General features: G+C 71.2%; 12 protein-coding genes. 7 read left to right on the plus strand and 5 right to left on the minus strand.

Annotated features, from left to right (window positions below; all coding sequences use genetic code 11):
• From G5C60_RS44605 to G5C60_RS44615, 3 genes are all read left to right on the plus strand, one after another.
• Nucleotides 1–418: Zn-ribbon domain-containing OB-fold protein (locus tag G5C60_RS44605; RefSeq protein WP_206440777.1), on the plus strand; the 418-nt coding region annotated here is incomplete at its 5' end.
• Between the two features lie 12 nt (nt 419–430).
• On the plus strand, nt 431–1,639 hold the full coding sequence (locus G5C60_RS44610; protein ID WP_165268922.1) for an acetyl-CoA acetyltransferase: 1,209 nt from the start codon (nt 431–433) through the stop codon (nt 1,637–1,639).
• A gap of 31 nt (nt 1,640–1,670) precedes the next feature.
• Nucleotides 1,671–2,477: an SDR family NAD(P)-dependent oxidoreductase gene (locus tag G5C60_RS44615; RefSeq protein ID WP_241267521.1), complete on the plus strand. Its 807-nt coding sequence runs from the start codon at nt 1,671–1,673 to the stop codon at nt 2,475–2,477.
• Nucleotides 2,478–2,502: 25 nt separating this feature from the next.
• Here the strand turns inward: G5C60_RS44615 and G5C60_RS44620 are convergent, their stop codons facing one another.
• Both G5C60_RS44620 and G5C60_RS44625 read right to left on the minus strand, forming a co-directional pair.
• Nucleotides 2,503–3,204: a response regulator gene (locus tag G5C60_RS44620; protein WP_165268924.1), complete on the minus strand. Its 702-nt coding sequence runs from the start codon at nt 3,202–3,204 to the stop codon at nt 2,503–2,505.
• Nucleotides 3,189–4,499, minus strand: coding sequence for a sensor histidine kinase (locus G5C60_RS44625; RefSeq protein ID WP_165268926.1), 1,311 nt, complete (start codon nt 4,497–4,499; stop codon nt 3,189–3,191). The genes G5C60_RS44620 and G5C60_RS44625 overlap by 16 nt, the downstream gene beginning before the upstream one ends.
• A 236-nt stretch (nt 4,500–4,735) precedes the next feature.
• On the opposite strand from G5C60_RS44625, the gene G5C60_RS44630 reads away from it, so the two are divergent.
• Both G5C60_RS44630 and G5C60_RS44635 read left to right on the plus strand, forming a co-directional pair.
• On the plus strand, nt 4,736–5,428 hold the full coding sequence (locus G5C60_RS44630) for an ABC transporter ATP-binding protein (RefSeq protein ID WP_165268928.1): 693 nt from the start codon (nt 4,736–4,738) through the stop codon (nt 5,426–5,428).
• Nucleotides 5,425–7,848 carry an ABC transporter permease gene (locus G5C60_RS44635; RefSeq protein ID WP_165268930.1) on the plus strand — a complete coding sequence of 808 codons (2,424 nt, stop codon included), beginning with the start codon at nt 5,425–5,427 and terminating at the stop codon, nt 7,846–7,848. Before G5C60_RS44630 ends, G5C60_RS44635 begins: the two co-directional genes overlap by 4 nt.
• Nucleotides 7,849–7,879: 31 nt before the next feature.
• On the opposite strand, the gene G5C60_RS44640 is transcribed toward G5C60_RS44635, so the two are convergent.
• A complete protein-coding gene (locus G5C60_RS44640; protein ID WP_165268932.1) occupies nt 7,880–8,557 on the minus strand; it encodes a response regulator in 678 nt (225 codons plus the stop codon).
• Nucleotides 8,558–9,742 (minus strand): histidine kinase, encoded by a 1,185-nt coding sequence (locus tag G5C60_RS44645; RefSeq protein ID WP_165268934.1) that lies wholly within the window; start codon nt 9,740–9,742, stop codon nt 8,558–8,560.
• 273 nt (nt 9,743–10,015) lie between these two features.
• Between G5C60_RS44645 and G5C60_RS44650 the strand changes: the two genes are divergently transcribed.
• Together G5C60_RS44650 and G5C60_RS44655 are read left to right on the plus strand one after the other, a co-directional pair.
• A complete protein-coding gene (locus G5C60_RS44650; protein ID WP_165268936.1) occupies nt 10,016–11,509 on the plus strand; it encodes an alpha/beta hydrolase in 1,494 nt (497 codons plus the stop codon).
• A gap of 13 nt (nt 11,510–11,522) precedes the next feature.
• Nucleotides 11,523–12,176 carry a hypothetical protein gene (locus G5C60_RS44655; RefSeq protein WP_165268938.1) on the plus strand — a complete coding sequence of 218 codons (654 nt, stop codon included), beginning with the start codon at nt 11,523–11,525 and terminating at the stop codon, nt 12,174–12,176.
• A gap of 31 nt (nt 12,177–12,207) precedes the next feature.
• Here G5C60_RS44655 and G5C60_RS44660 read toward each other — a convergent pair.
• A partial coding sequence (locus tag G5C60_RS44660) for an ABC transporter ATP-binding protein (RefSeq protein ID WP_165268940.1) occupies nt 12,208–13,064 on the minus strand: 857 nt, incomplete at its 5' end.

Raw genomic sequence — 13,064 nt, forward strand, 5'->3', positions numbered from 1 at the left:
CCCGTACGCCCCGCCCGCGCACCGCCGCAACAGCTGGAAGTACGGCTTCATCGCCTCCCGTTGCGAGAAGTGCGGCACACGGCATCTGCCGCCGGACCGGGTGTGCACCTCGTGCCGCAGCGTCGACGCCATGACCGACGAGCCGATGGAACACGTACAGGGCACGGTGGCCACCTTCACCGTGGACCGGCTCGCGCACACGCCGAGCCCGCCGATGCTCGTCGTGGTCGTCGACTACGACGGCGGCGGCAGGTTCCGCTGCCAGCTCACCGACGCCACCGAGGCCGACACCGTCATCGGGGCCCGCGTCGAGATGACCTTCCGGCGCACCGTCACCGCCGCCGGTGTCCACAACTACTTCTGGAAGGCCCGTCCCGTGCGGTTCGGCGCCGGTACAGCTGCCACAGAGGAAGACTGAGGAGGTACGCAGATGGGCTCGAACGGAATCCGTGACCGTGTCGCGATCGTCGGCATGGGCTGCACGACCTTCGGCGAACACTGGACCCGCTCGGCGGACGACCTGCTGGTCGACGCCGTGGGCGAGGCGGTGACCTCGGCCGGCATCACGCTCGACGACATCGACGCGTTCTGGCTCGGCACCCAGGCCTCCGGCGTCTCCGGACTGACCCTCAGCCGGCCGCTGCACCTGCCGTACAAGCCGGTCACCCGCCTGGAGAACATGTGCGCGACCGGCTCCGAGGCGCTGCGCAACGCCTGTTACGCCGTGGCCTCGGGCGCGTACGACGTCGCGATGGCGGTCGGTGTCGAGAAGCTCAAGGACTCCGGCATGTCGGGGCTGTCGGGCACCACCATGCCCGGGGCCGGTGACGACAGCCGGGGCGAGATCACCGCCCCAGCCAACTTCTCCCTCCTGGCCCCCGCCTACGCGGCCAAGTACGGGCTGCCCGAGGACGAGATGAAGGACGTCATCACCCGTATCGCCTGGAAGAACCACGTCAACGGCGCCCGCAACCCTCGCGCCCAGTTCCGCAAGGAGGTCCCGCTGGAGCGCATCCGGTCGGCCCCCATCGTCGCGGGCATGCTCGGCGTCTTCGACTGCTCGGGGGTCTCCGACGGATCGGCCGCCGCGATCGTCGTACGCGCCGAGGACGCCTACCGGTACACGGACAAGCCCATCTTCGTGAAGGCACTGTCCTTCGTCGCCGGTCCCGCCGACGGCCTGCTCGACCCGGAGTACGACTTCACCACCTTCCCCGAGGTCGTCGCGTCCGCGAAGGAGGCCTACCGGCAGGCGGGCATCACCGATCCGCGCACGGAGCTCGGCCTCGCCGAGGTCCACGACTGCTTCACGCCCACCGAACTGGTCCTCATGGAGGACCTGGGCTTCTCCGACCGCGGCCAGGCGTGGAAGGACGTCACCAGTGGACAGTTCGACCTGGACGGCGGACTCCCGGTGAATCCCGACGGCGGACTCAAGGCCTTCGGCCACCCCATCGGCGCCTCGGGCCTGCGGATGATGTTCGAGGCCTGGCTCCAGCTGCGCGGCGAGGCACCGCCGGAACGCACGGTCCGGACTCTGGCAGAGGGGCGCTCGCTCGCCCTCACCCACAACCTGGGCGGCGGACCGGGCGAATGCGTCTCCTTCGTGTCGGTCGTGGGCAGCCAACTCACCGACTGAGAACTCACCGACTGAACAAGGGAGTTCGGGTATGGGATCGGGTATGGGACGACTCGACGACAAGATCGCCGTGGTGACCGGAGCCGCCTCCGGCATCGGCGCGGCCACCGCGCGCCGCGTGGCGGCCGAGGGCGCGCACACCGTGGTCGCCGATCTGAACCTCGACGGCGCGAAGGCGGTGGTGGAGGAGATCTCCGCCGCCGGTGGATCCGCGACGGCCGTCCTCGTGGACCTCGGTGACGTCGAGAGCGTACGGGCCATGGTCGAGACCGCGGCAGGGACGTACGGCGGTCTCGACATCCTGCACAACAACGCGGCGGCCACCCACCTGGCCGCCCGTCAGGACCTCGCGGTCGCGGAGGCCGATCCGGCCGTCTGGGACGACACCATGCGCATCAATCTGCGCGGCACGATGGTCGCTATCCAGGCCGCGGTGCCGCACATGGTCGCGCGTGGTGGCGGCTGCGTCATCAACACCACGTCCGGGTCCGGGCTTTCGGGCGACCTGCGCAATCCCGCGTACGGCGCCTCCAAGGCCGCGCTGATCAACCTGACCCAGTACGTGGCCACCCAGTACGGCAAGCAGGGTGTGCGCTGCAACGCCGTCGCACCGGGGTTCATCGTCACCGAGGCGAAGACCGGGGCGGCGTACGAGCCGATCAGGCAGACCATGCTGCGCCATCACCTCACGCCGCGCCTCGGCCTGCCGGAGGACATCGCCGCCGCGGTGGTGTTCCTCGCCTCCGACGAGGCGGCGTTCATCACCGGACAGACGCTGTGCGTGGACGGCGGGCTGCTGGCCCACCAGCCGTACGTGGCGGACCTGCGCGACGGGTGACCGGGATCCGGGCCCTCGCACCGCGTCAGCCGGCCCCGGTCGGGCCTCCGGGGGAGATCAGTCCGGTCTCATAGGCCAGTACGACGGCTTGGACGCGGTCGCGGAGGTCCAGCTTCGACAGGATGCGGCCGATGTGCGTCTTGACCGTGGTCGGGCTGAGGCACAGCCGGTCCGCGAGCTCGGCGTTGCTGAGGCCCGTCGCGAGCAGGCGGAGCACCTCGAGCTCGCGCGGGGTCAGCCCGGACAGGTCGCGGTGGAGGGTGGCAGAGCCGGGCTCTTCGCGGGGCGCGAAGCGCTCGATCAGCCGACGGGTGATGGTGGGCGCGAGCAGGGCGTCGCCGGACTGCACAAGACGTACGGCGGCCACCAGGTGCTCCGGGGTGACGTCCTTGAGCAGGAAGCCGCTGGCCCCGGCGGCGAGCGCGGCGTAGACGTAGTGGTCGAGGTCGTACGTGGTGAGGATGATGACCCGCGTCTCCTGCGGCCCTTCGCCGCCGAAGATCCGCCGGGTGGCCTCGATGCCGTCCATCCCGGGCATCCGGATGTCCATGAGGACGACGTCGGGCCGGGTGCGCCGTACGGCGGCGACCGCCTCGGCCCCGTCGGCCGCCTCGGCCGTCACCTCGATGCCGTCGGCGGCGAGGATCATCCCGAAGCCCGTACGCACCAGAGCCTGGTCGTCGGCGATGACCGCGCGCAGCGGCGGCCGGTTCACGCGATCCGCCACGGGACCCGGGCCTTGATCCGGTATCCGCCGGCGAGGGTCGGCCCGGCGGTGAGTTCGCCGCCGTAGACCGCCAGCCGCTCGCGCAGCCCGATCAGCCCACGGCCGTTGCCGTCCACCGGCGGCGAGTCGTGGGCGCCGCCGGTGTCGGTGACCTCTATCTCCAGACAGTCGCCGGTGTAACCGATCACGACGGACGCCTCGGCGCCGGCCGCGTGCTTGATCGTGTTGGTCAGCGCCTCCTGCACCACGCGGTACGCCGTCAGCTCCACTCCGGGCGGCAGCGGGTCCGGCGGCAGGGACACCGCGACGCCGACCGGGGTCCCGGCGGCGCGTACCCGTTCGATCAGCGCGTCGAGCTGTCCGAGGCCGGGCTGGGGTTCCAGACCGTCTGCGGGGCTGTCGGCGCCACCGGTGTCGGGGGCCGCCAACAGGCCCATGACATGGCGCAGTTCGGCCATCGCGGCCCGGCCCCCGGCCTCCACGGCCAGCAGTGCTTCCTTCGACCGCTCCGGTGCCGCGTCCATCACCTTGCGGGCCGCGCCCGCCTGGATCACCATCACGCTCACATTGTGGGTGACGACGTCGTGCAACTCGGCGGCGATCCGGGCCCGTTCCTCCTCGACGGCCCGCCGCATGCTCTCCTCCTGTGCCCGCTGCAACTCCGCGAACCGGTCCCGACCGGCCGCCAGGCGCCGCTGCCAGAACCGGACGGTCCCGGCCAGCACCCCGGCGGCCAGCAGCACGACCACGGGACTCGACCACCCCGGCAGCACGGGATCCGTCCGCCGGAACGCCAAGCCGGCCGGCACGGCGGCGATGACCAGGCCGGCTGACGCCAGCGTCCGGTACCGACTGTGCTTCACCGCGCTGTAGGCGCCGATGACAAAGGTCAGCACAGTGATCCAGCTGGCACGGTCCCCGATGCCCAGCGTCGCGGTCAGCACCACCCCGAACACGGCCAGCGGATACCGGCGCCGGGCCGCGAGCGGCAGCGCCGACAGCAGCACGAGTGGCCAGGGCGGTGCGGAGACCCGGTCCGCCACGACCCGCGCACCCGGCGCCGGGGGAGTCGGCGGGTAAGGAGGGACAGGCACACCGTACTCGTCCCTCGGCACGACGAACGCCGGCCCGTCGCCGGGATAGCGCGAGGCCACGATCAGCGCGACCACGGTCAGTACGACCGCCAGCACCACGTCGGCGCGCGCGGCCCGCCGCGACAACGGGGCGCCCTTCGCCTCCGGCCGCAGCGCGTCCCACAGTTGTCGGCGCCACCCGGGCCGCTCCTCCGTCTCCATCCGCTCATTGTGTGGCTCTCCCGCCCGGTCCGCGTCCGCCTGTGCGACCAGAGCACCGTCCCGGAGGCGTACTTCGCAGGGATGACCCCGCGGCCGGGTCGTTCGCGGGGAGGGCCGGATGTCGGTGCCGCGGCCGACGCGCCACCACGGCGCACGCTCCTACGTTCGCTGAGCCCGGCAACGGGCCTTCTCGCACTCAACCGAAGCGCAGCGAACCGAAGGACGGTCGAACTCCCATGACTCAGGTGATCCAACTGGACGGCGTGGCCAAGCGCTACGACACCGTCGGCACGCCCGCGCTCGGACCGCTCACGCTCTCCGTCGAGAAGGGTGAGGCGCTGGCCGTGACGGGTCCCTCCGGCAGCGGCAAGTCCACGCTGCTGAACCTCGTCGCGGGCCTGGACAAGCCGACCGAAGGCGCCGTGACCGTGGCCGGGCGGCGGATCGACCAGCTGAGCGAGCACGCGCTGGCCCGGTTCCGCCGCGAACGGATCGGCATGGTCTTCCAGTTCTTCAACCTGCTCGACGACCTCACCGTCACCGACAACATCCAGCTCCCCGCCCAGCTGACCGGCACCGCGCGGCGCAAGGCGGCGGCCCGCGCCGGAGAACTCATGGAGGTGCTGGGCATCCAGAAGCACGCCCGCGCCTACCCGGGCCGGCTCTCCGGCGGCGAACGCCAGCGGGTCGCGGTCGCACGGGCGCTGGTCAACCGGCCCGCGCTGCTGCTGGCCGACGAGCCGACCGGAGCGCTCGACACCGCCTCGGGCCAGGACGTACGGGAACTGCTGGTGGACCTGCATCGCGGCGGGCAGACCATCGTGCTGGTCACGCACGACCTGGCGCTCGCGGAGGCGTGCGCGAGCCGCACGATTCATCTGGTCGACGGTCATCTCGCCCTCGACACGTATGCGGAGGCCGTCCGATGAGCCGTCCGACGATCGGCTTCGGCGGCGGCGCGCTCGGCCGGGTCGTACGTTCCGGGGTGGGCAGGCGCAGGGTGCAGACCGTGGTGATCGCCGTGGCCGTGATGATGGCCGTGGCCTCGGCCGTGGTCGCCGGGTCGCTGATGGTCGCCGTGGACGCCCCCTTCGACAAGGCCTTCGCCCGGCAGAACGGGGCGCACCTCACCGCGGAGTACGACCCGGCGAAGGCGACCACGGCACAGTTGGCGGCCACCGGCCGGCTGGACGGCGTCAACGCGACCGCGGGACCGTACCCGGTCGCGACGATCAGCCCGGTGGACGCGGGCGGCGGCCACCTGCGGCCCGTCACCCTGGCCGGGCGCTCCACCCCGCACGCCGACGTGGACGACCTGGACCTGTCCTCCGGCCGGTGGGCGACGAAGCCCGGCGAGATCGTGCTCACCACGCAGGTCGCCGGCCCCGCCTTCAAGCTCGGCTCCACGCTGAGGACTTCGGACGCTGCCGACGCCCCGACCGTGACCGTCGTCGGCCTCGCCGTCTCGGCCGGCAGGTCCGCCGACGCCTGGGCAACTCCCGCGCAGGTCAAGGCACTTGCCTCGAAGGACACCCCGGTCACCAGCCAGATGCTCTACCGCCTCGACTCAGCGGACACCGGCGGCCATATCGCCGCCGCCCGCAAGCAGTTCGCCGCCGCCGTACCGAAAGGGGCGCTCCTCGGCACCCAGTCCTACCTGGACACCAAGCGCGCGGCCGACGCGGGCGCGGCGCCCACCATCCCCTTCCTGATCGCCTTCGGCGTGCTGGGCATCGCGATGTCGGTGATCATCGTCGGCAGTGTGGTCAGCGGCGCGGTCGGCACGAGCCTGCGCAGGATCGGCATCCTCAAGGCCATCGGCTTCACCCCGCGCGAGGTCGTCCGCGCCTATGTCGCGCAGGCGTTGATCCCGGCCGGCGTGGGCATCGCCCTGGGTGTCGTCCTGGGCAACCTGCTGGCCGTACCGCTGCTGGACGGCACCGAGCAGGCGTACGGCACCGCCTCCCTGTCGGTGGCCTGGTGGGTGGACGTCGTCGTGGTGGCTGCCGCGCTGCTCGTCGTGGGGATCGCGGCCCTGGTCCCCGCACTGCGGGCCGGACGGCTGCGTACCGTCGAGGCCATCGCCGTCGGCCGTGCACCCCGCACCGGACGCGGCCAGTGGGCACATCGGGCGGTGGGCCGGCTGCCGCTGCCCCGCGCGGTGACCTACGGCCTCGCCGCACCCTTCGCCCACCCGGTCCGCACGGCCGCGCTGCTCCTCGCGGTGGCCTTCGGCACGGTCGCGGCGACCTTCGCGGTGGGCCTGACCTCGTCCCTGAACGCAGTCGGCGAGGCCCAGGATCCCGAGAACCGGGCGGCGGTCACCGTCTTCACCAGCGCCGGACCGGCTGGCCCGCGCGGCGGACCCGCCCCCGCGCCGGGCACGGCCGAGGTCCCGGCGGCCCCCGCGGCGGGCACGGCCGAGCTACCGGCCGGCGCCGACCCGGCACGCTTGCGTGCCGCCATCGAGGCAGAGTCCGGCACCGCCTCGTACTACGGCAAGACCCAGGCGGACGTCACCGTCGGCGGCGTCTCCGGCATCGTCCAGGCCAGCCTCTACGAGGGCGACTCCCGCTCCGGCGCCTACGAGATGATCTCCGGCCACTGGATCACCGGCCGGGGGCAGGTCGTCGTCCCCTCGCGCTTCCTGGAGAAGACCGGTGCCGAGATCGGCGACACGATACGGGTGACCTACGAGGGGCACACACAGACCCTGCGCATCGTCGGCGAGGCCTTCGACACCTCGGACGACGAGCTGGAGATCCACGCGGACCTGGCGGACTTCCCGAAGGCCGCACCCGGAGTGTTCCTCGTCGAGGTGAAGTCCGGCGTATCCGCCACCGAGTACGCCCGGGACCTCGCCGCGGCGGTACAGCCCCTGGGCGGCGACGCGAGCGCCAACTCTTCCTCGGAACAGGACAACCTCGTCATCATCTTGAACGCCATGGCAGCCCTGCTCACCCTCATGCTGGTCTCCGTGGCGGGCCTCGGCGTACTCAACTCCGTCGTCCTCGACACCCGGGAGCGCGTCCATGACCTGGGCGTGTGCAAGGCGCTCGGCATGTCACCGCGGCAGACCGTGACCCTCGTGCTCGCCTCGGTGGCAGGGATCGGCGTGCTCGGCGGTCTCGTCGGCGTGCCGGCCGGGTTCGCGCTGCACGGCTTCGTCCTGCCGGTGATGGGGCATGCCGCGGGCACCGATCTGCCGCCGTCGGTCCTCGAGGTGTACGACACCCCGCAGCTGGTCCTCTTGGGTCTGGCCGGGATCGCCATCGCGGTGCTTGGCGCATTGCTCCCGGCGGGCTGGGCGGCCAGGACTCGTACGGCTACGGCTTTGCGCACGGAGTGACGCCCACTTCCCAGAGGCAGCGCCAGGCTGGTCATTCCTCTGCGTCGCGGACAAGGAGTGCGATCTGCACCCGGTTCTCGACCGCCAGCTTGGCGAACAGGTTGCCTGTGTGCGCCTTGACGGTCGCGATGCTGATGCGCAGCCGCTGGGCGATCTCCGGGTTGCCCAGTCCGTCCGCGATGGCCCGAGCAGTTTGGAGTTCTCGTTCGGTCAGTGTGGACAGCTGTTTCCGTGCGGCTTCGCGGGATGAGCTGCGAGCGTGAGCGGACTGTGGCCCGGTGGCTGCGGCGATCACCCGTGCCGTGGCCGCTGGGGACAGCACGGGGTTCCCGTCCGCGACGGTGCGCACCGCGTCGAGAATCTGCGGCGGTTGGGTGTCTTTGAGGACGAACCCGAGTGCTCCGGCCCGCAGTGCGCCGAGCACCAGATCGTCGGAATCGAATGTGGTCAGCATGAGCACCCGCGGCGGCGCCGGTCGGGTGAGGAGTTCCCGGGTCGCGCTGAGACCGTCAAGGCCGGGCATGCGCACGTCCATCAGCACGACGTCCGGCCGCTGCTCGTCCACCACGGCGATCGCGGTCTCCCCGTCCGCCGCCTCCGCGACGACGGTCAGATCCGGTTCGCCGTCGATGACGAGCCGCAGCGCCATGCGCACCAGCTGTTCGTCGTCGACGACGACGACACGCACCGGCTCCCGCTCGCTGTCCACTCAGGTTCTCTTTTCGTGGGTGGGGTTCGGCCAGGGTAGTTGTGCGGTGAGGATGTATCCGTTGTCGGGTGTGGGGTGGTGGTCGAGTTTTCCGCCGGCGAGGTTGATTCGTTCGGTGAGGCCGAGCAGGCCGAATCCCGATGCCGGTGGTTGTGCGATTGCTGTGGTGGTCGGGGAGTTGTGGACGCTGACGTGCAGTTCGCCGCCGGCTGATCCGTCGAGGGTGATGTGTACGTGTGCACCGGGGGCGTGTTTGGCGGCGTTGGTCAGTCCTTCTTGGACGATCCGGTAGCAGGTGCGTCCGACGACGTCGGACGGTGTTCCCGTCACGGTGGTGGTGAGCGTGACGTCCAGTCCGGAGGTGCGGGCGTCGGCCACCAGGTCGGGGATGCGGTCGAGGGAGGGTTGTGGTGGTTCCGGGCGGTCCGGGTCGGCCCGGAGCACACCGAGGACATCGCGTAGTTCCTCCAGGGCTTGGTGGGAGCCGTCGGCGATGCCCCGGATCAGCACGCGGTTGTCCTCAGCGCTGAGGTTGCTGCGGTGGTCGAGCACTCCGGCCTGCATGGCGACCAGGGAGATCCGGTGCGCGAGCACGTCGTGCATCTCGCGGGCGATCCGGTTCCGTTCCAGGGCCCGTGCCTGCGCCGCTTGTGCGGTCTGTTCCCGTTCCGCGCTCTGCGCCCGGTCTCGCAAGGACCGCACTTCGACACGCCGCGCGCCTATGGCCATGCCCACGGCCACCGCGATACCCGCGGTCAGTGCCGGGAACGCGAGCTGATACGCCCACAACGAGCCGGGCGGGCTCTGGACCGGGTAGAGCCCGATGGCGAACTGTGACGCGGTCACGTTGGCCAGAGCGACGACCCCGATCTCCACCGGACGGCGACGGGCGGAGATCGAGGCCAGCGCCAGAAGCGCGGCGCCGGTGGCGAGTGTCGACGCGGTCGAGGCGATCGCGACCGTTGTGGCGACGGCGAGCGGGAACCGCCGTCGCCACACAAGTGCCGTCAGGCAGCCGAGAGCCACCAGCGGATCACCGATGAGGAACCAGGAGCCCGTTTCGGCCGCCTGCCAGTGCAGCACCGCACCGGCAGAGAGCCAGACCGGTACGCCCACTGCCGCGGCCGCCGCCAGCCGCCAGGTCTGTTGCCACCACCCGAGCCGTGGCGCGACGTCTGTATTCACCTGGCCATTGTCGCGAAACCATGCGGCCGGTGAGTCAGACCGAGGGCTGATGTGCCTTAGACCAGAGTCGAGTCACCGCCTCGCCTGTGGTCGAAGGCGATTCGAGCCGCGGGGCTGATGTGCCGGCGGCGCCGCACGGACAGACTCGTCGAGGCGGTCGGGATGGTGATCACAGCCCTGTCCGCCCCAGCGGTGATCCGCGGCGGGGCCGCCTCAAGCACGCCCGTTCCGGCGCCCTCGTGCGCCCCCATGCACCCCTCAGGAGGACACCAGATGCGCCGGACCTTGTCCCTCGCCATCGCCGCCACCGCGGTGGCGGCGACCACGATTCCGGGAGTGCCGGTGGCGGCGACGCCGACGCCGGACACCGTGCGGTGGGGCCCGTGCCAGGAGAAGGCCGCCCCGGAGAAGGCTGCGGGCGCCTCGGAGAAGGCCGCCTTGCCCCGTCTGGAGTGCTCGACGCTCGAAGTCCCCCTGGACTACCGGGATCCGGACGGCCGGCAGATCGAGATCGCGATCTCCCGGCTGACGAGCAAGGAACCCTCGCAGCGCCGCGGCGTGCTGCTGACCAGTCCGGGCGGCCCCGGCATCACGGGACTCGGCTACCCGGCCGTTCTCGCCGGCTCAGGGCTGCCGCAGGAGGTCCTCGACTCCTACGACCTGATCGGCTTCGACCCGCGCGGCGTCGGCCGCAGCACGCCGGTGACCTGCGATCTGACACCGGAGCAGCAGGCACGCGGCAACGTGCCGCCGTACGCGCACACCGCGGCCGATGTCGCGCGGGAGGCGGGCAACGCGCGGACCATCGCTCAGCAGTGCGCCACCTCACGGACGGCGTGGATGCTGCCGCACACCACCACCGCGAACACCGCGCGCGACATGGACCGGATCCGGGCGGCGCTGGGTGAGCCGAAGCTCTCGTACCTCGGTGCCTCCTACGGCAGCTACCTCGGTGCGGTGTACACAACGCTGTTCCCGAAGCGCAGCGACCGGGTCGTGCTCGACAGCAACCTGGGCCCCGGCGGTTACGACGTCACGGCCATGCGGTTGCTCGCCCGTGGACTGGAGGACCGGTTCCCGGACTTCGCGGCGTTCGCGGCCGCGCACCCCGAGTACGGTCTGGGCACCACACCGGAGCAGGTGACCGCGAAGTTCTTCGAGCTCGCGGAGCGGCTGGAGGCGAAACCGGTCCAGGGCTTCGACGCGACGTCGTTCCGCGGGATCACGTTCGACCGCCTCTACAGCGATGCGGACATGCCCCTGGTGGCCAAGACCTGGCAGGCACTCGACACGGACCAGCCGCCGCCGCCCACCCCGCCGTTTCCGAACATGGAGAACTTCATGTCGGCCCGCTTTTCCGTGATATGCGGCGATACACGCTGGCCGGAGACGGTCCGGGAGTATCAGCGCAACGTCGCGGTCGACCGGCTGAAATACCCGATGCTGGGCGGGTCCACGGCCGGCATCGGACCGTGCGCGTTCTGGCCGGACGAGCGGGTGGAGCCGCCGGTGAGCATCGGTGACCGGGGCCCGTCGAACGTACTCATGGCGCAGAACGAGCGCGACCCGGGGACGCCGCTGGTAGGTGCCCAGGAGCTGCGGCGGGCGTTCGGGAAGCGGGCCACGATGGTGACGGCCGACCAGGGCGGGCACGGTGTCTATCCGTTCGGCCCCAACACGTGCGCGAACGACGCGGTGACCGCGTTCCTGACCACCGGGCAGCGGCCGTCGCAGGACCTCGCCTGCGCAGCGGAACCCGGCAAGTAACAGGAGTAGAGGCATGCTCAAGGAGTGGCGGCATCGTCGGGCCGTGCAGCGGGTCAAGCCCGGGGACGGGCGACCGTTGAAGCGTTTCCGCTGGTGGCAGATGCTTACCCGCGCACTGTTCCATCTTCGGCTGATGAACGACGACGGCCGGCAGACGGTCTACGCCGTCGACGTCAAGCATCAGAATCATTCGGAGGGCTACGTCAAGGCCCACCTGTACCTCGACGGCAGGCATCACGCCGAGTCCAAAGTCCCTGCCGTCTTCCCCGTCCAGGGCGGCACCGTCGAAGTAAGGACGAGCAGCTTCGGGCTCAAGCGTTGCCACTACGTCACCGCCCAGGGGGCCGAGCACCAACTCGTCCCGGACCCCGCCTCCGCCGAGGGGCGCCGCGCGCGCCTCGACCGCGCACACCCCGCACTGAGCCGCTGTATGGGTTTCCTCTCGTCGATCGTGCTCGTCATCGGCCTGGCTCTCCTGATCCTCCAGCTCGCCGAACAGGTCACCCGGGCGCCGGAGGGCGTCGCCCAGTACGTCGGGACCTTCACCTCGCCCATTGACCTGTCGGCATGGGGCAACGCCGTGGTCGGGGTCGTCACTGTGGCGGCCAGCACGGAGCGGGCGCTGCGGCTGCGCTACAGCCGACTGCTCGACGGCGCGGCGGGCTGACCTCGCTTCTTCGGTCCAGTCGTTGTGGCGCTCACGCGCTCACCGGATCCCCCTCCGCCCCGGGCACCGCGTCCTCGGCCTGCTCGGCCTCTTCCGGGGACAGGTCGCCCAAGTAGGCCGCCCGTACGGCCGGATCGCCGCGTACCTCGTCCGGGGTGCCGACGCTGATCCGGCGGCCGAAGTCCAGGACGACGACCTGGTCGCAGACGCTCATGACCATGTCCACGTCGTGCTCGACAAGCAGGACGCCCATGCCCCAGTCCTCGGCGAGTCGCCGTACCAGGTGCGCCAGTTCACGGGTCTCGTCGTCCGACAGGCCGGCCGCAGGCTCGTCGAGGAGGAGGACAGAGGGCGAGGTCGCCACCGCGCGGGCGATGGCCAGCAGCCGTCGCTCCCCGTACGAGAGGTCGCCCACCGAGCGGTCCAGGCTGCCCTCCAGACCGAACTCACGTACTGCGACGAGCACTTGGGCGGGCAGAGGGCGGCTGCCGGGGCGTATCAGGTCCTTGAGGTACGCCATCGGGCCTGGGCGGTCGCAGGCGGCGTACAGATTGTCCAGGACGGTCATGTCCTCGAAGAGTTCCAGTGACTGGAAGGACCGGCTCAGGCCCGCGCGGGCGCGCAGGTGTACGGAGGTGCCGGTCAGGTCGCGGTCGCCGAGGCGGACGCTGCCGGAGGCCGGCCGGGTGAAGCCGGTGACGGCGTCGATGGCGGAGGTCTTGCCCGCGCCGTTGGGGCCGATGAGGCCGACGACCCGGCCGGGCTCGATGTCGAAGGAGAGGCCGTCGACGGCGACGACACCGCCATAGCGCACGGTCAGGTTCGTGACGTGGAGGGGGAGGGGCGTCGCACGGTGTACGTCCGGTGCGCCCTCGGTGTCTCTTATAC

This window comes from Streptomyces scabichelini, assembly GCF_011045015.1.
Lineage (GTDB): Bacteria > Actinomycetota > Actinomycetes > Streptomycetales > Streptomycetaceae > Streptomyces > Streptomyces scabichelini.